Below are 22,952 nucleotides of genomic sequence, written 5' to 3' on the forward strand. Positions count from 1 at the left end.
GGCAACTAGCATGGGGAGCGATGCGCATCTCGTCGAACCCGCTCCGCGGGCAGCAGTTCCCCGCAGCCCTTCTGCTCGCTGCCGCAGGTCTCGGCCTGCTGCTGGCGAACGTGCCGACCCACGACGCGATCGCCTCGGTGCTGCACGCGCACATCGCGATCCCGGGCACGCCCCTCGACCTCTCGGTCGCGCATTGGATCTCGGACGGTCTGCTTGCCATATTCTTCCTCGTCGTCGCCATCGAACTTCGACACGAGCTCACGCACGGCGAGCTCAACTCGGCGCGCAAGGCCGTGCAACCGGCGATCGCGGCGGCCGGCGGCGTGCTGGTGCCCATCGCGGTCTATCTGCTCATCGCGGGGGGCGAGGGCACAGCCGGCGGGTGGCCGATCCCCACGGCCACCGACATCGCGTTCGCCCTGGGCGTTCTCGCCATGTTCGGCAAGGGCCTGCCTTCGGCGGTGCGCGTGTTCCTGCTGGCTCTCGCGATCCTCGACGACATCATCGGCATCATCTTCATAGCCGTGCTGTTCGCGCACGACGTCGACTGGCTGATGTTCGCGATCGCGGTGGTGGCCGTGCTCGTCTTCTGGCTGCTCAGCCACTGGCTGCACGCCAGCGGCCACTCCGGCATCGCTGTCACCATGGGAGTCGTCGGCGTCGTCGCGTGGGGACTGATGGCGGCATCCGGCATCCATGCCACGATCGCCGGGGTCATGCTCGGGCTGGTCATGGCGCCGGTGCCCGCGGAGCGGGTGCGGCATGCGCTCGAGCCGACCGTGAACGGGGTGATTCTGCCGGTGTTCGCGTTCGCCGCGGCATTCGTCGTGATCCCCGCAGTGTCGCCGACTGAGCTGTCGCCGGCGTTCTGGGCGATCCTCATCGCGCTGCCCGTCGGCAAGATCATCGGCATAACGCTGTTCGGCTGGCTGAGCCTGCAACTGCGCCCGCGAGGCACGGCGCCCGCGCTCGCGCTGCCCGATGTGATCGCGGCCGGCATGCTCGGCGGCATCGGATTCACCGTGTCGCTGCTCCTCGCGAACCTCGCCTTCGCAGCGGACGCCGAGGTGCGCGACCAGGCGATCCTCGGAGTGCTGGGAGGCTCGCTGATCGCTCTGCTGCTGTCGGGCGTCTTCGTGTCGATGCGTGCGCGGCACTACCGTGTGCTCGCAGCTGCGAGTTCCTGACATCGAGGAGAGGGCGATGGCCGATCCTGACCCGTTGACCGTTCGCGACCCGCTGCGTGCGGCCGCGGAGACGATGCGCCAGGTGCGCGAGCGCTGCGTCTGGTCGCAGCAGATCACCCACCGGGATCTCGTGCCCTACCTCATCGAGGAGTCGCATGAGCTGATCGAAGCCGTGGAGGCCGGCGACCGCGCTGAGCTGCGCGAGGAGCTGGGAGATCTGCTCTGGCAGGTGCTGTTCCACTCCGCCGTCGCCGCTCAGCATCCCGATGACCCCTTCGACATCGATGACGTCGCGCGCGGCCTCGCCGAGAAGATGGTGAGGCGGCATCCGCACGTCTTCGCCGACGCGGTCGCCACGACGCCGCACGAGGTTCTGGTGCATTGGAATGCGGCGAAGGCGGCCGAGAAGCGCGAACGACGCAGCGTGCTCGACGGCGTGCCTTCCAGCATGCCTGCGCTGGCGCGCGCACAGAAGGTGCTGGGCAGGGCGGCCAGGGTCGGGGCGGGGGCCGATGTCGCTCTCGCGGCGCACGATGCCGCCGAGATCGGAGCCGCGCCGGAGTCGGAGGAGGAGCTGGGCGAGCTGCTGCTGACCCTCGCCGCTGCGGCGCACGCGAACGGCTGGGACGCCGAGCGTGCCCTGCGCGAGCGCCTCCGCCTGCTCGAGGACGAGGTGCGCTCCGCCGAGGCCTGACGGGGCCCGTCCGCGAACCTGGGAGAATGGGCGGGTGGCAACAGTGAACCCGCCGCGCGGAATGCGCGACTTCCTCCCCGCAGACAAGGCTCGCCGCGAGCGCGTGCTCGCCGTCATCCGCGAGCGCTACCGCGCGCACGGCTTCGACGAGATCGAGACCCCGGTGGTCGAGGAGTACGACCGGCTGCATGCGGGCATCGGCGGCGACAACGAGAAGCTGTCATACAACATCCTGCGCCGTGGACTGGACGCCGACGCCATCCGCGACGCTGCGGACGACCCCGCGGCGCTCAGCGACCTCGGGCTGCGCTACGACCTCACCGTGCCTCTGGCACGCTTCTACGCGACCAACCGCGGTCAGCTGCCGAGCGTGTTCCGCTCGATCCAGATCGGACCGGTCTGGCGCGCCGAGCGCCCTCAGAAGGGCCGCTACCGCCAGTTCGTACAGTGCGACATCGACATCATGGGCGATGACAGCGCGCGTGCCGAGGCCGAGCTGATCGCCGCGTCGCTCGACACCGTCGACGCGCTCGGGCTCGAGGGCGGCATGGTGCGGGTGAATGATCGGCGCGCGCTGGACTGGATGCTCGACTCGTTCGGGTTCACCGCCGAGGAGCGTCCCGGCGTGCTGATCACGATCGACAAGCTCGACAAGATCGGGCCCGACGGCGTGACCGCCGAGCTGCGCGAGCGCGGGGCGACTGCCGGCGCGGTCGATGCGTTCGAAGCATTCCTGAAGCGTCCGCAGACCATGGAGTACAACCCCTACGGCGAGCGGCAGATCCGCAAGGCGCTGCCCGAGGGGGCACCCGACGAGCTGATCGCGCATCTGGTCGGCATCGGCGACGCCGTCTCGGCCGCCCGTTCAGGTGCAGGCGACCCGCCGCTGGCCTACGACCCGTTCCTCGTGCGAGGCATGGGCTACTACACCGGCACGATCTTCGAGCTCGCGCACCCGTCGGTGGACTACTCGCTCGGCGGAGGCGGGCGCTATGACGGCATGATCGGCCGGTTCCTCGGGCAGCAGGTGCCGGCGGTAGGCTTCTCGATCGGCTTCGAGCGCATCGTCGACCTGGTCGCCGAGCGCGAGGCGGATGCCGCGCAGGCCGTCGTGCTCGTGCACGACGCCGACGTGCCGGTCGCCGAGCTGCTCGCACACAAGTCGGCCCTCCTGGGCGACGGCTCCGCCGCACGGGTGCGGCTGGAGCGACGCACCAAGAACCTCAAGGCGCTGCTCGAGCGTGCCGCCGCCGACGGCTACACCGCGTTCGCGTCCGTGCGCGCAGGCGATGTTCCGGGCACGGCCGAGGTGAAGCCGCTGTCCTGACGGGCCGCGGGAGCAACCCGCGCACGGCTACCGGCGAATCGCCCGGGCTCTGCGGCCAGACCTCGTCGCGATCACGCCTGCGAGGCGTTGAACGAAGCCGCCCACTCCTCGACGCGGCGTGCGCTCTCCTCGACGGAGAGGTCCTCGATCCGGCTCATCACCGACCAGCGCACTCCGAAAGGGTCACGGATGCTCGCATAGCGATCGCCCGAGACGAAGTTGGACAGCGGTTCGCGGATCACGGCGCCGGCGGCCACCGCGCGTTCGACCACGGCGTCGGCGTCCGGTACGTAGATTCCGAGTGAGTAGCAGTCGTCCTCGCCGGACGGCGGAGCCACGAGGTGGTATTCCGGCGTCGGCTCGCCGATCTGCAGCAGGCCGAGCCCGAAGTCGAGGTCGGCGTGGACGACGACGCCGCCCATCTCGGTGACGTCCACGACCGTCGCACCGAAGACATCGCGGTAGAACGCCAGGGCGTCGGCGGCGCCGGGGATGGCGAGGAAGGGGGTGAGGGAGGTCGCAGCGTGCGGGCGACCGTTCGTGGTGTGGGCTCCCGTGAGCCCTGATGATGCGTGCATGGTCCCACGCTAGAGACGACGACGGTGGCGGCACTTGAAGATACGCGACAGGATGTCGCGAGCCCGCCTATCGTGGTGGCGTGATCGATGCGCGACGGGGAGTTCTGTATCCGGCGCGGATGCCGGAGTTCCGCCGAATCCGCCCGCCGCAGGGTGCGGTGGACCTGGTGGAGTGGTTCTGGATCCCCGAGTGGGACATCGAGCGTGGCCGCAGTTCACGGCAGCACGTGGTGGCCTATCCCGCGCTCAATCTCGTCGTCGGGCCCGAGGCAGTGGAGCTGACCGGCGCGACCACTCGGGCCGGCTTCCGGGACCTGACCGGCCGCGGGTGGGCGGTCGGGGCTCTGCTGCGTCCGGCAGCGGTCTGCGCGCTGGTGGGAAACCCCTCGGCGCTGGTCGACACGAGTGAGACCGTGGATGCGCCGGAGCTGCAGGATGCGGTGACACGGGCGATGCGCGGGGAGGAGCGGCACGCGGGCGCCGTCGCCGCTGTGTCCGCGTGGCTCGTCCGGCGCGTGGGGCCCCTCACTCCCGTCGCCGTTCAGGCGAACGAGATGGCGGATCTGCTGATGACCGACGCGACGATCCTGAGAGCAGAGGATGCTGCAGCCCGCCTGCGCATGTCGCTGCGAACGCTGCAGCGCATGACGCACCGTCACGTCGGGCTTCCGCCGGCGGCGATGATCAGGCGCCGCAGGCTGCAGGAGGCGGCGCAGCGGATCCGCGATGATCCCGGCGCGGACCTCGCCCGCATCGCGGCCGAGCTGGGCTACGCCGACCACTCCCATCTCACCAACGACTTCCGGGCCGTCCTCGGCGTATCGCCGCGTGCGTATCGAGCCGATCAGCGACCCGCGGACCGCTGATGGGTGACGGCGCGAGGATTCAGCGCGCTCGTTCACCGGACAGCCGAAGTCGTAGCACGCGGTACGCGACACCGGCGAGCACGACGCACAGCCCGATCAGCGAGGCCAGCAGCGGCAGAGTGTTCACCAGCAGCAGGCATCCCAGCGCGCCGATCACCTGGAGGGCGCGTGGGTAGCGGCGTACAGCCGGACTCTGCCGGAACGCCGAGGCGTTCGCGATGAGGTAGTACAACAGCACCCCGAACGAAGAGAAACCGATCGCGTCTCGCAGGTCGGCGACCAGCACGATGGCGATCACGACAGAGCCGATCAGGATCTCGGCGCGACGGGGTACGTGCCACCTTTCGTCGATGACCGCGAGGAACCGGGGCACGTCGCCTTCGCGGGCCATCGCCAGAGTCGTGCGGCCGATTCCGGTCAGCAGCGCCAGCAGGGCGCCGAGCGATGCGGCGGCCGCCGCCACGCGCACGACGGGGACGAGCGGCTGCCAGCCCGCCGCGTCGACGACGTCGGCGACGGGGTGTGCACTGCCGACGGCAGCAGATCCCAGCGTCATCATGACCGCGACGGCGACGAGAACGTAGACGAAGACTGCGCAGCAGAACGCCAGCACGATCGCACGCGGGATGTTGCGCTCGGGGTCGGCGACCTCTTCGCCCATGGTCGCGATGCGGGCGTAGCCGGCGAACGCGAAGAAGACGAGGCCGGCTCCCTGCAGCACCCCGTACGCCGTCGTGTCCGGCAGAAGAGCGGGCTCGAGGCTGCCTCCCGTCGTGAACCCGGCGGTTGTCGCGATCGCGAGACCGAGCAGCGCGCAGACCACGAGGATGCGCGTGAGCAGAGCGGTGCGAGTCACACCGAAGCAGTTGACCGCCGCCAGGGCCGCGACCGCCAGCACGGCGACCGTGGTGCGCCATGCCTCGGGTGCGACGTATGCGGCGAAGGTCATCGCCATCGCCGCGCAACTGGCGATCTTGCCGATCACGAAGCACCATCCCGCGATGAACCCCCACCAGGGGCCGATCTCGGCGCGCGCATACGCGTAGGTGCCGCCGGCGACGGGGTGCACCGCGGCGAGCTGCGCCGATGAGGTGGCGTTGCAGAACGCAACCAGCGCGGCGATCGCCAGCGCGACGATGATGCCCGACCCCGCGACCTCCATGACGGGACCCCAGACCGCGAACACTCCGGCGCCGATCATGGATCCGAGGCCGATCGCGACGGCATCCGTCAGCGAGAGTCGGCGGGCGAGTGGCATCCCGTCATCGTCCCATGGTGAGGTTAACGCTGTGCGACGCGCGCCGCTGTGACGCGCTTCTTCTCTCGCACGTACACCTCGCGTCGCACCCGGGCGACCACGTCGCCCTCGCGGTCGGTGATCACCGTCTCGAACCATTCGAGGACTCTCGCGCCGCCGTGAGCGCGCTCTCGCAGCTCGGCCGCCTTCTGCGTCGGCACGGAGAACTCCGCCGTCAGCACGCCGCGACCCGGCTTCACGAACTCGATCTCGCCGCGAGTGTCCCACACGACGTAGTCCGGGCCCAGCTGGTGCATCACCAGCATGAAGAAGTACGGATCGGTCATCGCCGACATCGATCCGCCGAAAGCGGTCTTGACGTAGTTGCGCGTGAAGGGGTTCACGTGCAGTTCGACGGTCGCGTGCGTCCAATCGTCGCTGAAGCGGCGGACGCGGATCCCGCTGAACAGGTTCGGGATCCACAGGCTCATGCCGATCGCGAGGCGGCGGGGAGTGATGCGCATGCGGATCATCATCGCCGCAGACGTCCTGGATCGCGCATCCTTCGTCGAACTGCTATAACTGTTCTAGTTGAACTAGAACTAATCGAATGGCATGGAATGCTCCTCACGATCGATTCGCACAGCGAACGGCCGCTGTTCGAGCAGGTCGCCGCCTCCGTCCGCACGTCCATCGCGGCTGGGCGCATCCGACCCGGCGACAGGCTCCCCGCGGCGCGCGAGATCGCGGCCGGCCTCGGGATCAACCTGCACACCGTGCTGCGTGCATTCCAGGACCTGCGTGACGAGGGCCTCATCGAACTGCGTCGAGGACGAGGTGCCGTGATCACTCCGGCAGCCGGCTCTCTGAGCGAGTTGCACGCTGACATCACCGCTCTCGTGGCGCGCGCCGCCGCCATGGGGCTCACCCCAGGCACTCTCGCCGCCCTCGTGAAGGAGCACTCCGCATGATCGCCGATTCCCCGACCGCTGCACGCTCGCGCTCCGGCTTCGTCTGGGTCGGTCTGATCCTGCCGCTGGCGATCATCGTCAGCGTCGCGGCCATGATCACGGCCTGGCTGCCGGAACTGCCCGACCCCGTCGCGATCCATTGGGGCACGAACGGCGTGGACGGGTTCGGTCCGCGGTGGGCCACGATCGCCCTGCCTCTCGGCGTCGGAGGCGGCGTGGTCGTGCTCCTCGCCGTGATGTCGCTGTTCGCGCACCGGCTGCCTCGCAGCAGCCACGCGCCCGCGGTCCAGGCATGGGGGCCGACCGCGCGTCTCCTCGGCGGCGTCAACCTGGGCGTAGCCCTGATGATCTCATCGCTGTCGCTGGCGACCGCAGGCGTGCAGCGCGGCCTCGACGACGCCTCGCTGGCACCGGGTGTGTCCGGGTGGGTGCTCCTCGGGTTCGGCCTGCTGGTGATCGGCACTGCGGCCGGATGGTTCCTGCAGCCGAAATCCCCCCTGCACCCATCGGACTCGGGCACCCGGCCTGAGGCCATCGCGCTCGCGCAGGGGGAACGCGCGGCCTGGTTCGGAACCGCGTCGATGGCCCGTGGAGGTGTCCTCACCCTCGCTGCGCTGCTGACCGTGCTGCTCGCCACCACCGCCTTCGAGTTCGCGCGGGGAGGTGCCGGAGGCTGGATCCTCGCCGCCGTCGCCGTGCTGATGGTCTGTCTGGTTTGCACGATGCTGGTCTTCCGGGTGCGTGTGAACGGCGAGGGGCTCCTCGTGCGCTCCGTTGGCGGGTGGCCGAGCATCCGGATCCCGCTCGACCGCATCAGTGCCGTCGAGATCGTCGAGGTCGCCCCCATGGCCGAATTCGGCGGGTGGGGATGGCGCGTCGCTGTCGACGGACGGCGCGGCGTCGTGCTCCGCGCCGGCGAGGCGCTGCAGGTGGCGCAGAGTGGTGGCCCGGTCTTAGTCGTCACCGTCGACGGGGCGCGCGACGCCGCAGCCCTGCTCGAAGCCCTACGCAACCGAGCATCGCAGGACAACTGAGACAGGAGAAGCGATGATCCGCATCCGTCCACTCGCGACCACCGTCTTCGTACTTCTGGCGATGGGGCTGGCCTGGCTCGTCGCGCTGCCGCTCTGGCTGGGCGAGGGCCTCGCCGAGCCGTACGCCAGACCGCTGACGGCGGCAGTGATGTACACCCCGGCGCTCGCCGCGGTGTTCGTCCTGTTAGTGATGCGCCCGGTGCCGAAGGGGCAGCGGCTGCGATTCCTCGGAGTGTGGCCGGTCCACCCCGCGAAGCGCGTGATCTGGATGAGCGTGATCGCGTTGTCCGGAACCGTCGCGGTGGTCGTCGTCGCCATGCTGGTCGCCGCCGCCCTGGGCTGGCTCCCTTCGGACTTCGCCGAGCTCTCCGGGTATCGCCTGCTTCTCGAGTCGGCGCTGCCCGCAGGGGCGGCGCTGCCGCCGACCTGGCTGGTCGTCGCGTCGCAGCTCGCCATCGTCCCGGTCGCCGCCGCGACGGTCAATGCGCTCGCCGCGTTCGGGGAGGAACTCGGATGGCGCGGATACCTCGTTCCGGCACTGCGCGGGCTCGGAACCTGGCCTGCGCTGCTCATCAGCGGGGCGATCTGGGGGCTCTGGCACGCGCCGCTCATCCTGCTGGGGTACAACTTCGGCCGTACCGACATCACGGGCGTGCTGCTCATGACCGGCGCCTGCATCGTGTGGGGCGTGCTGCTCGGCTGGCTGCGTCTGCGCACCGGTTCCGTATGGCCGGCAGTCTTCGCGCACGGTGCGCTGAACGCATCGGCAGGCCTCCCACTGCTGTTCCTCGCAACGGGGGAGGCGTTCGATCCGGCGCTCGGGTATGCGCTCGGCGTCTCGGGTTGGATCGTGGGCGCTGTCGTGATCCTCGCACTGCTGGTGACGGGCCAGTTCAGACGTCAGCCGCAGCTGACCGCGAGCGGGAGGGGGCGGCGCGCCGCTTGACCTCGGGCAGGGGACGACGGTTGGCTGTGATCATGGTCGACTCGAACCCGCAGAACTGGCGCGCCGCCGATGACTTCCTCGCCGAGCTTCTCGTGGGTTCTGACCCCGCGCTGGAGGCGGCCCTCGCCGCGCAGCGCGATGCCGGCATGCCCGAGATCGAGGTCGCGCCCGTTGCGGGGAAGCTGCTCAACCTCCTGGTGCGAATGAGTGGTGCCCGGCGCGTGCTCGAGATCGGCACCCTCGGCGGCTACTCGACGATCTGGATGGCGAGGGCGGTCGGTGAGAACGGCAGGGTCGTGTCCATCGAGGCCGAAGCAGCGAATGCCGCAGTCGCGCGCCGAAGCATCGACGCGGCCGGCGTCGGCGAGCGCGTGGACATCAGGGTCGGGCGCGGGGTTGATGTTCTGCCGACTCTCGTCGGCGGTTTCGACCTGGTGTTCATCGACGCCGACAAGGAGTCGAACACCGCCTACCTGGACTGGGCGGCGAAGCTCGGGCATCCGGGTACGGTCGTGATCCTCGACAACGTCGGTCGCGACGGCGAGATCATCAACGATGCGACCTCGGACACCAAGGTGCTCGGCACCCTGGAGGGACTTCGGATGCTGAGCGAGGACCCGCGGTTCGACGCGACCGCGCTGCAGACCGTCGGACTCAAAGGGTGGGACGGCATCGCGATCGCACTCATCGCCTGATTCTCGGAACGGCCCCGAGACGGCGACGGCCACCCGGCTAGACTGACCCACGGATCGACGTCGCTCCACCACCCCTTTCTCCCTTTCGAAGGAGCACATCTGTGGCACTGATCGAGGCTGTAGGCGCACGCGAGATTCTCGACTCGCGCGGAAACCCGACCGTCGAGGTGGAGGTGCTCCTCGATGACGGCATCGTGCAGCGCGCCGCCGTTCCCTCTGGCGCGTCGACCGGCGCGTTCGAGGCGTACGAGCTGCGCGACGGTGACAAGAGCCGGTACGGCGGCAAGGGCGTGCTCAAGGCGGTCGAGGCCGTCATCGACGAGCTGGGGCCGGCCATCGAGGGTGTCGAGGCGAGCGAGCAGCGCGTCATCGACGAGATCCTCATCGAGGTCGACGGAACCGAGAACAAGAAACGCGTGGGTGCGAACGCCATCCTCGGTGTGAGCCTCGCAGTGGCGAAGGCAGCCGCCGACTCGGCCGACCTGCCGCTGTTCCGCTACCTGGGCGGACCGAACGCGCACCTGCTGCCCGTTCCGCTGTTCAACGTGATCAACGGCGGCGAGCACGCCGACAACGGCATCGACATGCAGGAGTTCTTCCTCGCTCCGATCGGTGCCGAGACGTACTCCGAGTCGCTGCGCTGGGGCGTTGAGACCTACCACGTGCTCAAGGCCGAGCTGAAGGCGGCCGGCTACGCGACCGGCCTCGGTGACGAGGGCGGCTTCGCCCCCGACCTGCCCAGCAACCGCGAAGGTCTGGACTTCCTGATCAAGGCCATCGAGAAGGCGGGCTTCACCCCGGGTGAGGACATCGCGCTGGGGCTGGACGTCGCTGCGACCGAGTTCTTCAACGACGGCGTGTACCGCCTCGACGGCAAGGACTGGGACGCGGCCGCGCTGACCGAGTACTACGTGGGCCTGGTGAACGACTACCCGATCGTCACGATCGAGGACGCGCTCGCCGAAGACGACTGGGACAACTGGAAGGCGCTCACCGACGCGCTCGGCAGCAAGGTGCAGCTCGTCGGCGATGACCTGTTCGTGACCAACCCGTCGCGTCTGGCCGACGGAATCCGCCGTGGCGTGGGCAACTCGCTGCTGGTCAAGGTGAACCAGATCGGCACGCTCACCGAGACGTTCGACGCGGTCAGCCTCGCCCACCGCTCCGGTTACACGGCGATGCTCTCGCACCGCTCCGGCGAGACCGAGGACACCACGATCGCCGACCTCGTCGTCGCGACGAACTCCGGTCAGATCAAGGCCGGTGCGCCCGCCCGCAGCGAGCGTGTCGCGAAGTACAATCAGCTTCTGCGCATCGAGGAGGAGCTGGGCGACGCCGCGGTCTTCGCCGGCCGCTCCGCCTTCCCGCGCTTCCAGGACTGATCGGTGATCCTGCCGCAGGAGTGACGTGTCCGCCTGAGTGCGGAGGAGGGGAGAGTCCATGGCCAGGCGTCCGACTCTCCCCTCATCGTCTCCGGCCCACGAGGAGCGGGCGAAGGGCGGTTCGCGCGCGGCCGGCGGCTCGCGCACACGATCGGATGCAGCGCGGCGCTCCGACCGCACGGTCGACGTACGGGAGTGGGCGAGCGGGATCCGTCTCTCGGGATTCGCCGCGATCATGCTGTCGCTCGTCGTGCTCGGCACGTGGGTGCTCGTTCCCACCGTCGGCACATATCTCGACCAGCGCCAGCGGATCGCTGCGCTGCAGGACGCAGTGCAGCTGACGGAGGATCAGATCGCCGAGCTCGAGCACGAGCGCGTGCGGTGGGAGGATCCCGCGTACATCACGACGCAGGCGCGGGAACGGCTCTACTACGTGAAGCCGGGTGAGGTCGTGTTCCTCGTCGACAACGACCTCGACCCGGCCGAGCTGCCACCCGAGCAGCGTGAGGTCAGCGACGAGATCCAGGAGCGTCCGGCGGACTGGATGCCGCAGCTGCTGCGCAGCATCACGAGCTCGGGCATGGCGAAGACGGCGGTCGAAGCGCCGGGACGGTGAGTCTTCACACAGGCTTGCTCGCCTACTCTTGAGGTGTGACGAGACCGCCCTTCGAGACGCCAACCGCCGCCGAGATCGCCGTCGTGTCGAGCCAGCTCGGGCGCACGGCGCGCGGTGTCGTGGGCATCGCCGCCCGATGCGTCTGCGGCAACCCGACTGTGGTCGCCACCTCGCCGCGGCTTGACGACGGCACCCCGTTTCCGACGTTCTACTACCTGACGCATCCGGCTGCGACCGCGGCGATGTCGACCCTCGAGGCGAACCAGGTGATGCCCGACCTCGCGGGACTGCTCGCCGACGATCAGGCCACCGCCGACGCTTACCGCGCAGCGCACGAGGCGTACCTGACCGACCGTGCCCAGTTCGGCGAGGTGCCGGAGATCGCCGGCATCTCGGCCGGCGGCATGCCCAGCAGGGTCAAGTGCCTGCACGCCCTGGCGGGTCATGCTCTCGCCGCGGGTCGCGGGGTCAACCCGATCGGAGACGCGGCGCTCGCCCGCGCGACCTGGTCGCCCGACCGCTGCGAGTGCAGCGAGCCGGGCGCGGCTCTCGGAGTCTCGGCGGGATGATCAGGCGGCGGATGCTGCCCGGCGCCGTCGCAGTCGCGGCGGTGACAGCATCCGTGCTGCTGCTGGGCACGGTGCCGGCCGCTGTGGCGGTCGTCCCGGGGGCCGAGACCGCTGAGACGCCGACGCCGTCACCGGAGCCGATCCCGATCGCCGACGATCCCGCGGACCCCGTGCGTGCGGCCGAGTACTGGCTTGACGGCGCCGGCATCCGCGAGGCCTGGCGGGAGACGCGCGGCAAGGGCGTGACGATCGCCGTGATCGATACGGGGATCGGCCAGCCGCCCGTGACCTTCGACGGCGCCGTCTTGGACGGCACCGATGTCTCCGGCAGCGGCACCCCGGACGGTCGTACGCCCGTGGGACCCGTGGACAGCAATCACGGATCCTGGGTGGCGTCGCTCGCGGCAGGTCGCGGCAACCCCGACGGCACCGGCATGATCGGCGTCGCGCCCGAGGCGAACCTGCTGTCGGTCTCGCTCGGATTCGGCGCGTCCGCCTCGGTGCCCTTCGCCGAGCAGGTCGCGAAGGCGATGCACTGGGCGGTCGACCACGGTGCCGACATCATCAACCTCTCGTTCACCACGAACACGCTGGACTGGGACGAGAGCTGGGATGAGGCGTTCATGTACGCGTTCGAGCACGACGTGGTCGTGGTCGTCGCGGCGGGCAACCGGGGCAGCGGCACCTCCATGGTCGGTGCGCCCGCGACCATCCCCGGCGTGCTCACGGTCGGCGGCGTCGATCAGACCGGAACCGCCAGCCGTGAAGCATCCACACAGGGGATCACCATCGGGATATCCGCGCCCAGCGAGTCGCTGCTGGGCATGTCGGCCGACGGCACCGTCGTCTCGTGGGACGGCACCAGCGGGGCCGCGCCGATCGTCGCGGGGGCCGCGGCTCTGGTGCGCGCGGCACATCCCGAGCTGGATGCCGCGAACGTGATCAATCGGATCATCAAGACCGCGATCGAGGTGCCGGGCGCCCGGCAGCCCCAGGATCCCCTGTATGGCTACGGCCTGCTCGACGCCAACGCCGCGGTGACGGCGACCGTGCCGCCCGTCTCGGCGAACCCGATGGGAGACCTCGAGGACTGGATCCGCGTGCACCGCCGTGCCGAGTCCCCTGACGAGCCGGAGCCCGAGCCGACCACCTCGCCGGTCGTGGTGCCACCGCTTCCGGCGGCGGAGCCTCCGACCGAACCCGGCTCCCCGCTGCTTCCCACCGCCGAATCCCTGCGGTACGGTACCCTGCCGCTCCTGGCGGTCACAGTCCCTGGTATCCTGGTTGGGCTTGGCGTCACCGCAGCTGCCCGGCGCATCCGAACGGAGCGCGGTCGACGCGCACCAACCCCATGACGACGAGGAGTTGTCCCCCTGTGCCTCAGAACAGCACTGTGCCCCGCATTCTGATCGTCGGCGGCGGCTACGCAGGCTTCTACACGGCCTGGAAGCTCGAGAAGCATCTCCGCAAGGGCGAGGCCGAGGTCACCATGGTGGACCCGCTTCCCTACATGACCTACCAGCCGTTCCTCCCCGAGGTCGCGGCGGGCTCGATCGAGCCGCGTCACGCTGTGGTCGCCCACCGCCGTCACCTCAAGCGCACGCATGTCATCACGGCGAAGATCACGGGCATCGATCACGCGCGCAAGGTCGCGACGATCACGCCGCCGATCGGTGAGCCGTACGAGTTCGCGTACGACCAGATCGTCGTCACGGCAGGCGCCGTGTCGCGTACGTTCCCGATCCCGGGCATCGCCGACAACGCCATCGGGCTGAAGACGATCGAAGAGGCCGTCGCGGTGCGCGACAAGCTGCTCTCGAACTTCGACAAGGCGTCCGCCATCCCGGCCGGACCGGAGCGCGACCGTCTGCTGACCGTCGTCGTCGTGGGCGGCGGTTTCGCCGGTATCGAGGCCTTCGCCGAGCTGCGCTCGCTGGCCTCGTCGCTGATCTCGAAGTACCCGCAGTTGACGTTCGAGGACACCCACTTCCACCTCATCGAGGCGATGGGCCGGATCATGCCCGAGGTCTCGCTGAAGACCAGCGAGTGGGTGCTCAAGGACCTCGCCAAGCGGGGTGCCAACGTGCACCTCGACACGCAGGTGACCGGCGCCGTCGGCGGCGACGTGGAACTGTCGACCGGCGAGGTCATCCCGACGGATCTGATCGTCTGGACCGCTGGCGTCATGGCCAACCCGACGGTGGTGCGCGGTGGCGACCTGCCGATCGAGGAGCGCGGTCGCATCCAGACCCGCGCCGACCTGCGTGTCGGCACCACCGAGCTGCCCGTCGAGGGCGCTTGGGCGGCGGGTGACGTGTCGGCCGTTCCCGACCTCTCCGGCGGCGGCGTCGGCGGCTACTGCGTGCCGAATGCACAGCACGCCGTGCGTCAGGCGAAGCTCCTCGCGAAGAACCTGGTCGCTGTGCTGCGCGGCGAGGGCACCAAGGACTACTTCCACAAGAACCTCGGCGCCGTCGCGGGTCTCGGTCTCTACAACGGTGTCTTCCAGTCGGGCAGGATCGCGATCAAGGGCTTCCTCGCCTGGATCGCGCACCGCGGCTACCACGGCCTGGCCATGCCGTCGTGGGAGCGCAAGTTCAGGGTGTTCTGGGGCTGGTGGAACAACCTGTGGCTGGGCCGCGACATCGTGAACCTCGAGGCAGTGCAGAACCCGCGTCACGTCTTCGAGGAATTCGCCGCCCGCCCGCGTCCTGCGGCAGCTGCTCCGGCGGCTCCCGCCGCGCCTGCAGCTCCCGCCAAGGCTGAGCCGGCGGCTCCCGCGTCCGAGGCTGAGCCGGCGAAGGCGGATGCCGCGCCCAAGAAGGCTACGACCAAGAAACCGGCCGCAAAGAAGCCGGCGGCCAAGAAGGATGCAGCCAAGGCGGAGACCGTCAAGGTCGACGCCTGAGACTCTTCCGCTGTGAGGCCCGTTCGAGATCCGTTCTCGAGCGGGCCTCTCACGTTCCCGGAGTCCCGTCCCCGATCGGTGCGGCCGCTTGGTGCCCCCACCGGGATTCGAACCCGGACTTGAGCGTGTTTAAGACGCCTGCCTCTGCCGTTGGGCTATGGGGGCCCGTGCCAGCCTAACCGTGCCACGGGCTCGCGATCGTGGTGCGACGCAGTCCCAGTCGGGATGAATCGGCGTCCTCGAGGCCATAGGGTGGGGGAGTGCTCGACCTCACCGCCGAACTGAGCCCAGCCGCCGCGTGCGAGCCCTGGCGCGACTCCAGCTCGTGGTGGCGCTCGCTCACCACGGCCACCGATCACCTTCCCGCGCCGGTTGCGGTGATCGAGAGGGACGCGCTGCGCCACAACGCGCTCGATCTGCTGGTGCGCTCCGGAGGCATCCCGATCCGCGTCGCGACGAAGTCGGTGCGCGTGCGGGGCGTGCTGGACGCCGTGCTGAAGATGCCGGGGTTCCGCGGAATCCTCGCCTTCACACTCGCCGAGGCGCTCTGGCTTGCCGAAGATCACGACGACATCGTTCTGGGCTACCCCACGGTGGACCGCAGCGGCCTCGAGCGGATGCTCGCCGATGACGAGCTCGCGGCACGCATCACCCTGATGATCGACGACCTCGCCCACCTCGACCTGGTCGACAGCATCGCCGGTCCCGGCACGCGACCGGAGGTACGCGTCGCGATCGACGTCGATGCGTCGCTGCGCTCTGCGGCGCTCGGTCATATCGGCGTGCGGCGCTCACCGCTGTTCACCGCATCCGATGTCGCCGGGTTCGTGCGGCGGGTCGCTGCCCGCCCCGGATTCCGCGTGGTCGGACTGCAGCTGTACGAAGCGCAGATCGCGGGCCAGGGAGACGCCGCGGGCCGCGACGCGCCGCTGATCCGGATGGTGCAGGCGCGCTCGCGCGACGAGCTGCGTACTCGCCGTGCCGAGATCGCCGAGGCGATGCACGACGTCGTTCCGCTCGAGTTCATCAACGGCGGTGGTACCGGATCCCTGGAGTTCACCGGCAGCGACCAGTCCGTCACCGAGGCGACCGCGGGCAGCGGACTGCTCGCCGGTCATCTCTTCGACGGATACCGCGCCTTCCGCCCGGCCCCCGCCTCGGCGTTCGCCCTGGATGTTGTGCGGCGACCGGCCGGTGACATCGCGACGGTGCTCGGTGGCGGCTGGATCGGGTCGGGCCCGCCGGTTGCATCGCGTCAGCCGCGGCCGGTGTGGCCGGAGGGCCTGCGCACCCTGTCGCGCGAGGCCGCCGGGGAGGTGCAGACGCCGCTGCAGGGACGGACGGCGCGTCAGCTGAGGATCGGCGATCGCGTCTGGTTCCGGCATGCGAAGAGCGGCGAGCCCGCCGAGCGAGTCGAGTCATACCATCTCGTCGCCGGCGGAGAGGTCGTCGACGAGCTGCCCACTTATCGCGGCGAGGGGAAGGCGTTCCTGTGACACGACCCGGTGACACCTGGCGGAATTGGGGGCGATCAGCGGCGGTGCGCCCGGTACGCGTCGAGCGTCCACGATCGCCCGAGGGCGTGCAGCGTGCCGTGAAGGCGGCGCTGGCGCAGGGCCTCACCGTCAAGGCGGTCGGCGCCGGCCACAGCTTCACGGGCATCGCCGTCGCGCCGGGGGTGCTGCTCGAGCTCGACGACATGCAGGGGCTCGTCTCGGCGGATGCCGGGACCGGACTCGTCACGCTTCTCGGCGGCACCCGGCTGCACCGTATCCCCGGTCTGCTCGCTCGCCACGGACTGGCGATGCAGAACCTCGGCGACATCGACAGACAGTCGATCGCCGGAGCGATCTCGACCGGAACCCACGGCACCGGCGTCGATTTCGGCGGTATCGGCACGCAGGTCCGCGGCCTCACAATGGTCACCGCGGACGGAGAGTTCCTCCGCATCGACGCCGAGCACAACGCCGAGATGCTCCCCGGGGCCGTCGTGGGGCTCGGCGCCCTCGGCATCGTCGTGGAAGTGACGCTGCAGTGCGTGCCGACCTTCCTGCTGCACGCCGTCGACGAGCCGGTGCCGCTCGAGGAGGCGCTCGACACGCTGCACGAGCGGGCCGCCGATGCCGACCACCTCGAGTTCTACTGGCATCCGCACACCGAGGTCGCGCTGATGAAGACGCAGCGCCGCCTGCCGGAGTCCGCCAGACGGCGTCCGATCCCACGACTGCGTCACTGGACCGATGAGACGGTGCTCGCCAATGGCGTTTTCGGGGCGTTCTGCGCCGTCAGCAGATTCGCGCCCGCGGTGATCCCGCCGTTCAACCGCCTCGCCGTGAAGCTCACCGGCGACGCGGAGTACACCGACCGGTCGCATCGCGTGCTCATCCATCGTCGTGCCGTCCGATTCCGCGAGATGGAGTACGCGATCGCATCCGAGCACGTCGTCACCGCGTTCCAGGCGATCCGGAGCCTCATCGCTGAGCGCGGCTGGCGTGTGGAGTTCCCGGTCGAGGTGCGCTTCGCCGCCGGTGACGAACTGTGGATGTCGACCGCGTCTGGGCGGAACAGCGCGTACATCGCCGTGCACCGGTACTGGCGGGTGGACCCACGCGAATACTTCGACGCGGTGGAGCAGATCATGCTCGATCTGGGAGGGCGACCGCACTGGGGCAAACTGCATTCGCTGACCGATGGGCAGTTGCGCGAGCGCTACCCGCGGTTCGACGACTTCGTCGCGCTGCGAGATCGCCTCGATCCGGGCCGACTGTTCGGCAATCGACACCTGGAGCGCATTCTGGGCGTATGAGCGCCTGTCGCCCAGCGGTTGCGCAGTGTGCGCGACATAGGATGGGTTGCGATTCAAGAGGGGGCACCAATGGAATGGCTCTGGCCGGTACTGATCGTCGTCGGCGTGCTCGTCGTCGCGGGCATCTACTTCTGGGCGACCTACAACTCACTGGTGCAGCTGAACGTCCGCGTCGATGAGGCATGGAGTGGCATCACAGTGCAGCTCAAGCGCAGAGCCGACCTGATCCCCAATCTGATCGAGACGGTGCGAGGGTACGCGGCGCATGAGAAGGCCGTCTTCGAGGGAGTCACCCGCGCCAGGGCGGAGACTCTCTCCGCCACCGGCCCGGCGGAGGCCGGCGTCGCCGAGGGGCACCTGCAGCAGGCCCTGCGCAGCCTCTTCGCGGTCGCCGAGGCGTACCCCCAGCTGCAGGCCAGCCAGAACTACCTTCAGCTGCAGCACTCGCTGGTCGACACCGAGGACAAGATCCAGGCGGCACGCCGGTTCTACAACGGCGGCGTGCGCGAGCTGAACACGAAGATCAAGGTCTTCCCCAACAATCTCTTCGCCCGCGGACTGGGCTTCACGGAGCGGGAGTTCTTCGAGGTGGCCGACGACGGCGCCATCTCAGAGCCGCCGCGCGTGCAGTTCTGACCCCAGGCTCAACGACCGACGACCGCTTCGTTCGGATGCACGTGCCGCTCCACAGTGTTCTCCGCGCCGTGCAGTGCATGCGCGACAGCATCCGCCGCGTCACCCCACCCCGAGACGCTGATGCCCTCTAGGCCCTGCCAGGCGGCGGCGCGCACCAGTTCGCGGGCGATCGGCTCGGCATCCTCCTGACGCGCCTGCGGCTCCCACCACGCTGACTGCACGCGCAGCGTCGAGGCGGCGCGGTCGGCCTTCAGGTCCACTCGCGCCACGATCCGGTCGCCGACCAGCACCGGCAGCGAGTAGTACCCGTACCGCCGCTTCTCGGCCGGTACGTAGATCTCTATGCGGTAGTCGAGGTCGAACACACGCAGTGCACGATCGCGGAACCATACGACGGGGTCGAACGGCGTGAGCAGCGCTGCGCGGTCGATGCGACGGGGGAGAGAGGCCGAAGTGTGCCGCCACGCTTCCACCGGTCTCCCTGAGCGCTCCCAGCCGCGCACCGCCACCGGCTCGAGTTCACCGGCATCGACCAGATCGTCCACTGCCGCGCGGACGGCGGCGAGATCGCGCAGCCGGTAGTAGTCGCTCAGATCGGATGCGGTCGCGACGCCGTACGAGCGAGCGGCCCGGCGCACCAGCTCGCGAACGGCGTCCGGACGTTCGATGCGCCGCGCCAGCACTTCGGCCGGTACGATCTGCTCGGCCAGCCCGTACCGTCGTTCGAAGCCGATCCGCCCGGCGATCGCCACTTCGCCACACCGCCACAGGTGCTCGAGGGCCAGTTTCGCTTCGTCCCAGTCCCACCACGAGCCGCGTTCACGCGGAGCGTCGTCGCGCAGGTCGGCAGGGCGCAGGGGACCGCGGTCCCTCAGCTCCGCCCGCACCCAGTCGAGGGTGCGGGCGTGCGCGTGCATCCACTTCGAGGGGTCGGCCGCGCGTCTGCGCCAGTCGTCCATGCGAAAGCGCCAGAGCGCCCAGTCGGCAACAGGCATGAACGCGGCCTCGTGCGCGAGGTACTCGACGTAGTGTGTGGTGCGCGACAGGAACAGCCGGTCCAGGAGAGCGGGATCGTAGTCGCCCAGACGCGAGAACATCGGCATGTAGTGCGAACGGGCGAAGACGTTGACCGAGTCGATCTGCAGCACCCCGAGCCGGTCCATGGCGCGATGCAGGTGTCGGGATGCGACGGTGTCGGGCAGGCGACGCGAGAAGCCCTGTGCGGCGAGCGTCATGCGACGCGCCTCGGCTGCGCTCAGAGTGGCGGGGGAGGAGGAGCGGATGCGTGGCACCCGGCCAGCGTATCCAGTGCCCCCGACATCTGATCGGACCGCCAGGAAGACACCCGTATCATGGCACGATGAGCGACGAGCGACGACCGAGGTTCCGCAATCCGTTCCGCTACGATCCGCCATCCACCCACCGCACGGTGACGAGCGACGCCGATGAGGCGGTCCCGATGTCACTGAAGGTGACTGCCGCCTTCTCCTGGCGTCTGCTGGTGGTCGCCGCGGTGATCGCCCTGTTCATCTGGCTCGTGATGCTGCTCAAGCTCCTTGTCATCCCGCTGATGGTCGGCATCCTCATCACCGCCCTGCTGTGGCCGGCTTTCCAGCTGATGCTGCGCGCCCGGTTCCCGCGGTGGCTCGCGATCACCGCCACGGTGATCGGCGCGATCGGCGTCGTGACCGGCCTGGTGTGGCTCGTCGTCTGGCAGGTGCGCGCGCAGCTGCCTGATGTGCAGGCCAAGACGCAGGACGCGATCGGACAGTTTCGTCAGTTCCTGCTGGAAGGACCCCTGCACCTGACACCCGAGCAGATCGACGGGTACATCCAGCAGGGCATCGATCTGATCGGCGAGCAGGCCTCGCTGCTGTGGAACGCCGCCGGCGCCGTGACCGGCACCGCGGCGCACATCGTCACCGGCACGCTGCTTGCGCTCTTCATCCTGATCTCCCTGCTCGCCGACGGTGCGGGCATCTGGCGATGGACCGTGAAACTGTTCCCGCGCCGCTCCCGCCCCGCAGTCGATGCCGCGGCTCGCAACGGCTGGGCGACGGTGATCGACTACGCCCGCACTCAGCTGTTCGTCGCAGGCATCGACGCCATCGGCATCGGGGTCGGCGCAGCCCTGCTGGGCGTTCCCATGGCGATACCGGTTGCGGTGCTGGTCTTCCTCGGTTCGTTCATCCCGATCGTCGGCGCGGTGGTCACAGGGGCGGTCGCCGTCTTCCTGGCGCTGGTCTACAACGGCATCTGGATCGCGCTCGCCATGCTCGGTGTCGTCCTGGCCGTACAGCAGCTGGAGGGACACATCCTGCAGCCGATCCTGATGGGCTCCGCGGTCAAGGTGCACCCGCTCGCCGTCGTGCTGGTCGTGGCAGGTGGGGCGATGATCGCCGGCATCCCCGGCGCGCTGTTCGCGGTGCCGCTGGCGGCCTTCGTCAACGTCGCGGCGGTGACGATCAGCACCGGCGCGTGGCGCACCGGCGAAGAGCCGCGCGCCGATCTCATCTGGAGCACGGTGCCGCGCCCGCGGCAAAGGAGGAATCGATGACCGCAGTCCCCAGCCTGGCCGAGTTCACCGCGGCTGCTGAGAGCCTCGCCGGAGTGATCTCGCACACGCCGGCCGAGCCCTCGCGCGCGCTCGGCGACGTGCTCGGATCACCCGTGGTGCTCAAGCTGGAGAACCTGCAGCGCACCGGTTCCTTCAAGATCCGCGGCGCCGCCTACCGTCTCGCACAGCTGACCGCCGAGGAGCGCACCCGAGGCGTGGTGGCCGCGTCCGCGGGCAACCACGCACAGGGCGTCGCGCTGGCGGCACAGGCTCTCGGCATCCCGGCGACCATCTTCATGCCCCTGGGCGTGCCGGTGCCGAAGCTGCTCGCCACCCGCGGATACGGCGCCGAGGTGGTGCTGGAGGGCGAGACCGTGGCGACGTCGCTCCGACTGGCCGCGGACTTCGCCGAGCGGACCGGCGCGGTCATGATCCATCCCTTCGACCACCGTGACGTGGTCATCGGGCAGGGCACGCTGGGGCTGGAGCTCTTCGAGGACGTGCCCGACGTCGACACCGTCATCATGGGCATCGGCGGCGGCGGGCTCATCGCCGGCGTGGCGTCGGCGATCAAGCAGGTCGCGGCCGCGAACGGACGCACGGTGCGGGTCATCGGAGTGCAGGCCGAGAACGCCGCGGCGATGCCGCTGTCGCTGGATGCCGGGCATCCGGTCGAGATCCAGACGCATCCGACGATCGCGGACGGCATCCTGGTGGCGCGGCCGGGCGACGTGCCCTTCGAGATCGTTCGCGAGTACGTCGACGAGGTCGTCACCGTCTCCGAGGACGACATCGCGCGCGCACTGCTGGTGCTGCTCGAGCATGCGAAGGTCGTCGTGGAACCGGCCGGCGCCGTCGGCGTCGCCGCCATCCTCGCGGGCAAGGTCCGTGGCACGGGCAAGACCGTGTCGATCCTCTCGGGTGGAAACATCGACCCGATGCTGCTGCAGAGGGTCGTCGCGCACGGACTGGCGGCGTCAGGCCGCTACGCCACGGTGCGCATTCCGCTGCCCGACCGCCCTGGTCAGCTGGCGAAGGTCTCCGAGCTGGTCGCCCACGCCGGCGCGAACGTCATGGAGGTGCTGCACACCAGGCACGGTCACGGTCTGCAGATCAGCGACATGATCCTGCAGCTGTCGATCGAGACCCGTGGCCCCGAGCACACCGAGCTCACCCTCGACACGCTGCGCGCCGCCGGATACGAGCCGGTCGTCGTGCCGGACTAGCTCCGATGCCCGCTCGACGCATCGCTTGGCGCTGCGTGGAGCCTCCGGGCGCGTGCCCGTCGCACTGCCGCCGACTTCGCCCGGGCGCCGGACGCAGAAGGCGGGATGCTCCTCATCGGGGCATCCCGCCTTCTGCGTCGATCGGGTCACGCGCCCGAGGCACACCGCGGGCCCGGGTCCCCGGAGCAGGTCGAGGGGGTCAGCCGGTGTACGTCTCGACGCCCGTGATCTCGACCGGGATCGCCCGGCCGTTCGGGGCCTCGTAGCTGGTCTTCTCGCCGATCTTCAGACCGAGGATCGCCTTTCCCAGCGGGCTGGCCTCGCTGTACACGTCGAGGTCACCGCCGGCTGCGATCTCGCGGCTGCCGAGGAGGAAGACCTCCTCATCGCCGGCGACGATCGCCGTGACGACGGTTCCGGGTTCGACGATGCCTCGGCTGGTCGGCGCCTCGCCGACCTTCGCCGTCTTCAGCAGATGCTGCAGTGTGCGGATGCGCGCCTCCTGCTTGCCCTGCTCGTCCTTCGCGGCGTGATAGCCGCCGTTCTCCTTGAGGTCGCCCTCCTCGCGGGCGGCCTCGATGCGCGCCGCGATCTCGTCACGACCGACGGTCGAGAGGTGCTCGAGCTCTTCTGCGAGCCGGTCGTAGGCCTCCTGCGTGAGGAAAGGTACCTGAGCGTCTGTGGACACAGCGTGCTCCTTCGTGCGGGCCCCTTCAG

At 69.6% G+C, this 22,952-nt stretch carries 23 protein-coding genes and 1 tRNA gene; 18 read left to right on the forward strand and 6 right to left on the reverse strand.

Annotated features, from left to right (window positions below; translation table 11 throughout):
- The first annotated feature begins 20 nt into the window (after positions 1-20).
- The 3 genes from RIN43_RS05420 (at position 21) to hisS (ending at position 3,208) form a co-directional block, all read left to right on the forward strand.
- Positions 21-1,187 (forward strand): Na+/H+ antiporter NhaA, encoded by a 1,167-nt coding sequence (locus RIN43_RS05420; protein WP_309127869.1) that lies wholly within the window; start codon positions 21-23, stop codon positions 1,185-1,187.
- A gap of 16 nt (positions 1,188-1,203) precedes the next feature.
- On the forward strand, positions 1,204-1,881 hold the full coding sequence (locus RIN43_RS05425) for a MazG family protein (RefSeq protein WP_309127870.1): 678 nt from the start codon (positions 1,204-1,206) through the stop codon (positions 1,879-1,881).
- A gap of 61 nt (positions 1,882-1,942) precedes the next feature.
- Complete coding sequence (gene hisS, locus RIN43_RS05430; RefSeq protein WP_309128119.1) at positions 1,943-3,208, forward strand: histidine--tRNA ligase; 1,266 nt, start codon at positions 1,943-1,945, stop codon at positions 3,206-3,208.
- A 71-nt stretch (positions 3,209-3,279) separates the two neighbouring features.
- On the opposite strand, the gene RIN43_RS05435 is transcribed toward hisS, so the two are convergent.
- The gene (locus RIN43_RS05435) at positions 3,280-3,786 is read right to left on the reverse strand and encodes a VOC family protein (protein ID WP_309127871.1); all 507 of its coding nucleotides are present in this window, start codon (positions 3,784-3,786) and stop codon (positions 3,280-3,282) included.
- An 80-nt stretch (positions 3,787-3,866) separates the two neighbouring features.
- On the opposite strand from RIN43_RS05435, the gene RIN43_RS05440 reads away from it, so the two are divergent.
- Positions 3,867-4,652 carry a helix-turn-helix domain-containing protein gene (locus RIN43_RS05440; RefSeq protein WP_309127872.1) on the forward strand — a complete coding sequence of 262 codons (786 nt, stop codon included), beginning with the start codon at positions 3,867-3,869 and terminating at the stop codon, positions 4,650-4,652.
- Positions 4,653-4,671: 19 nt separating this feature from the next.
- On the opposite strand, the gene RIN43_RS05445 is transcribed toward RIN43_RS05440, so the two are convergent.
- Both RIN43_RS05445 and RIN43_RS05450 read right to left on the reverse strand, forming a co-directional pair.
- Positions 4,672-5,910 (reverse strand): amino acid permease, encoded by a 1,239-nt coding sequence (locus RIN43_RS05445; RefSeq protein WP_309127873.1) that lies wholly within the window; start codon positions 5,908-5,910, stop codon positions 4,672-4,674.
- 23 nt (positions 5,911-5,933) lie between these two features.
- Positions 5,934-6,413, reverse strand: coding sequence for a DUF4442 domain-containing protein (locus tag RIN43_RS05450; protein WP_309127874.1), 480 nt, complete (start codon positions 6,411-6,413; stop codon positions 5,934-5,936).
- A 96-nt stretch (positions 6,414-6,509) separates the two neighbouring features.
- Between RIN43_RS05450 and RIN43_RS05455 the strand changes: the two genes are divergently transcribed.
- From RIN43_RS05455 to RIN43_RS05495, 9 genes are all read left to right on the forward strand, one after another.
- On the forward strand, positions 6,510-6,860 hold the full coding sequence (locus tag RIN43_RS05455; RefSeq protein ID WP_309127875.1) for a GntR family transcriptional regulator: 351 nt from the start codon (positions 6,510-6,512) through the stop codon (positions 6,858-6,860).
- Positions 6,857-7,894, forward strand: coding sequence for a DUF1648 domain-containing protein (locus tag RIN43_RS05460; RefSeq protein ID WP_309127876.1), 1,038 nt, complete (start codon positions 6,857-6,859; stop codon positions 7,892-7,894). Before RIN43_RS05455 ends, RIN43_RS05460 begins: the two co-directional genes overlap by 4 nt.
- A gap of 13 nt (positions 7,895-7,907) precedes the next feature.
- Complete coding sequence (locus RIN43_RS05465; protein WP_309127877.1) at positions 7,908-8,840, forward strand: CPBP family intramembrane glutamic endopeptidase; 933 nt, start codon at positions 7,908-7,910, stop codon at positions 8,838-8,840.
- Positions 8,841-8,872: 32 nt separating this feature from the next.
- Entirely contained in the window at positions 8,873-9,535 is a 663-nt protein-coding gene (locus tag RIN43_RS05470) for an O-methyltransferase (protein ID WP_309127878.1), read from the forward strand.
- Positions 9,536-9,636: 101 nt separating this feature from the next.
- Positions 9,637-10,917 carry a phosphopyruvate hydratase gene (eno, locus tag RIN43_RS05475; RefSeq protein WP_309127879.1) on the forward strand — a complete coding sequence of 427 codons (1,281 nt, stop codon included), beginning with the start codon at positions 9,637-9,639 and terminating at the stop codon, positions 10,915-10,917.
- 58 nt (positions 10,918-10,975) lie between these two features.
- Positions 10,976-11,533 (forward strand): septum formation initiator family protein, encoded by a 558-nt coding sequence (locus tag RIN43_RS05480; RefSeq protein WP_309127880.1) that lies wholly within the window; start codon positions 10,976-10,978, stop codon positions 11,531-11,533.
- Between the two features lie 35 nt (positions 11,534-11,568).
- Positions 11,569-12,102, forward strand: coding sequence for a DUF501 domain-containing protein (locus tag RIN43_RS05485; RefSeq protein ID WP_309127881.1), 534 nt, complete (start codon positions 11,569-11,571; stop codon positions 12,100-12,102).
- A complete protein-coding gene (locus RIN43_RS05490) occupies positions 12,099-13,457 on the forward strand; it encodes a S8 family serine peptidase (RefSeq protein ID WP_309127882.1) in 1,359 nt (452 codons plus the stop codon). Before RIN43_RS05485 ends, RIN43_RS05490 begins: the two co-directional genes overlap by 4 nt.
- 38 nt (positions 13,458-13,495) lie before the next feature.
- Complete coding sequence (locus RIN43_RS05495; RefSeq protein ID WP_309127883.1) at positions 13,496-15,010, forward strand: FAD-dependent oxidoreductase; 1,515 nt, start codon at positions 13,496-13,498, stop codon at positions 15,008-15,010.
- Between the two features lie 89 nt (positions 15,011-15,099).
- Here RIN43_RS05495 and RIN43_RS05500 read toward each other — a convergent pair.
- Positions 15,100-15,175, reverse strand: a tRNA-Leu gene (locus tag RIN43_RS05500).
- Between the two features lie 95 nt (positions 15,176-15,270).
- Between RIN43_RS05500 and RIN43_RS05505 the strand changes: the two genes are divergently transcribed.
- The 3 genes from RIN43_RS05505 to RIN43_RS05515 all read left to right on the forward strand — a co-directional run bounded on the left by RIN43_RS05505 (position 15,271) and on the right by RIN43_RS05515 (position 18,452).
- Complete coding sequence (locus tag RIN43_RS05505; protein WP_309127884.1) at positions 15,271-16,506, forward strand: alanine racemase; 1,236 nt, start codon at positions 15,271-15,273, stop codon at positions 16,504-16,506.
- The gene (locus RIN43_RS05510) at positions 16,503-17,816 is read left to right on the forward strand and encodes a D-arabinono-1,4-lactone oxidase (RefSeq protein WP_309127885.1); all 1,314 of its coding nucleotides are present in this window, start codon (positions 16,503-16,505) and stop codon (positions 17,814-17,816) included. Before RIN43_RS05505 ends, RIN43_RS05510 begins: the two co-directional genes overlap by 4 nt.
- Positions 17,817-17,885: 69 nt before the next feature.
- The gene (locus RIN43_RS05515) at positions 17,886-18,452 is read left to right on the forward strand and encodes a LemA family protein (RefSeq protein WP_309127886.1); all 567 of its coding nucleotides are present in this window, start codon (positions 17,886-17,888) and stop codon (positions 18,450-18,452) included.
- A gap of 8 nt (positions 18,453-18,460) precedes the next feature.
- Here RIN43_RS05515 and RIN43_RS05520 read toward each other — a convergent pair whose 3' ends face one another.
- Entirely contained in the window at positions 18,461-19,687 is a 1,227-nt protein-coding gene (locus RIN43_RS05520; protein WP_375163712.1) for a winged helix-turn-helix domain-containing protein, read from the reverse strand.
- A 125-nt stretch (positions 19,688-19,812) separates the two neighbouring features.
- Between RIN43_RS05520 and RIN43_RS05525 the strand changes: the two genes are divergently transcribed.
- Positions 19,813-21,009: an AI-2E family transporter gene (locus RIN43_RS05525; RefSeq protein ID WP_309127888.1), complete on the forward strand. Its 1,197-nt coding sequence runs from the start codon at positions 19,813-19,815 to the stop codon at positions 21,007-21,009.
- A complete protein-coding gene (gene ilvA, locus RIN43_RS05530) occupies positions 21,006-22,235 on the forward strand; it encodes a threonine ammonia-lyase (RefSeq protein WP_309127889.1) in 1,230 nt (409 codons plus the stop codon). The genes RIN43_RS05525 and ilvA overlap by 4 nt, the downstream gene beginning before the upstream one ends.
- Before the next feature lie 199 nt (positions 22,236-22,434).
- Here the strand turns inward: ilvA and greA are convergent, their stop codons facing one another.
- Entirely contained in the window at positions 22,435-22,923 is a 489-nt protein-coding gene (gene greA / locus RIN43_RS05535) for a transcription elongation factor GreA (RefSeq protein ID WP_309127890.1), read from the reverse strand.
- Between the last annotated feature and the right edge of the window lie 29 nt (positions 22,924-22,952).

The organism is Microbacterium sp. (assembly GCF_031178445.1).
Lineage (GTDB): Bacteria > Actinomycetota > Actinomycetes > Actinomycetales > Microbacteriaceae > Microbacterium.

What these genes read in the sequence shown, in the direction of transcription:
- RIN43_RS05460 (WP_309127876.1), top strand. Translation starts at nt 6,857, where the DNA reads ATGATCGCCGATTCCCCGACCGCTGCACGCTCGCGCTCCGGCTTCGTC.
- RIN43_RS05420 (WP_309127869.1), top strand. Translation starts at nt 21, where the DNA reads ATGCGCATCTCGTCGAACCCGCTCCGCGGGCAGCAGTTCCCCGCAGCC.
- RIN43_RS05520 (WP_375163712.1), bottom strand. Translation starts at nt 19,687, where the DNA reads ATGACGCTCGCCGCACAGGGCTTCTCGCGTCGCCTGCCCGACACCGTC.
- RIN43_RS05470 (WP_309127878.1), top strand. Translation starts at nt 8,873, where the DNA reads ATGGTCGACTCGAACCCGCAGAACTGGCGCGCCGCCGATGACTTCCTC.
- RIN43_RS05455 (WP_309127875.1), top strand. Translation starts at nt 6,510, where the DNA reads ATGCTCCTCACGATCGATTCGCACAGCGAACGGCCGCTGTTCGAGCAG.
- RIN43_RS05435 (WP_309127871.1), bottom strand. Translation starts at nt 3,786, where the DNA reads ATGCACGCATCATCAGGGCTCACGGGAGCCCACACCACGAACGGTCGC.
- RIN43_RS05445 (WP_309127873.1), bottom strand. Translation starts at nt 5,910, where the DNA reads ATGCCACTCGCCCGCCGACTCTCGCTGACGGATGCCGTCGCGATCGGC.
- hisS (WP_309128119.1), top strand. Translation starts at nt 1,943, where the DNA reads ATGCGCGACTTCCTCCCCGCAGACAAGGCTCGCCGCGAGCGCGTGCTC.
- RIN43_RS05490 (WP_309127882.1), top strand. Translation starts at nt 12,099, where the DNA reads ATGATCAGGCGGCGGATGCTGCCCGGCGCCGTCGCAGTCGCGGCGGTG.
- RIN43_RS05515 (WP_309127886.1), top strand. Translation starts at nt 17,886, where the DNA reads ATGGAATGGCTCTGGCCGGTACTGATCGTCGTCGGCGTGCTCGTCGTC.
- RIN43_RS05480 (WP_309127880.1), top strand. Translation starts at nt 10,976, where the DNA reads ATGGCCAGGCGTCCGACTCTCCCCTCATCGTCTCCGGCCCACGAGGAG.
- ilvA (WP_309127889.1), top strand. Translation starts at nt 21,006, where the DNA reads ATGACCGCAGTCCCCAGCCTGGCCGAGTTCACCGCGGCTGCTGAGAGC.
- RIN43_RS05525 (WP_309127888.1), top strand. Translation starts at nt 19,813, where the DNA reads ATGAGCGACGAGCGACGACCGAGGTTCCGCAATCCGTTCCGCTACGAT.
- RIN43_RS05450 (WP_309127874.1), bottom strand. Translation starts at nt 6,413, where the DNA reads ATGCGCATCACTCCCCGCCGCCTCGCGATCGGCATGAGCCTGTGGATC.
- RIN43_RS05465 (WP_309127877.1), top strand. Translation starts at nt 7,908, where the DNA reads ATGATCCGCATCCGTCCACTCGCGACCACCGTCTTCGTACTTCTGGCG.
- RIN43_RS05425 (WP_309127870.1), top strand. Translation starts at nt 1,204, where the DNA reads ATGGCCGATCCTGACCCGTTGACCGTTCGCGACCCGCTGCGTGCGGCC.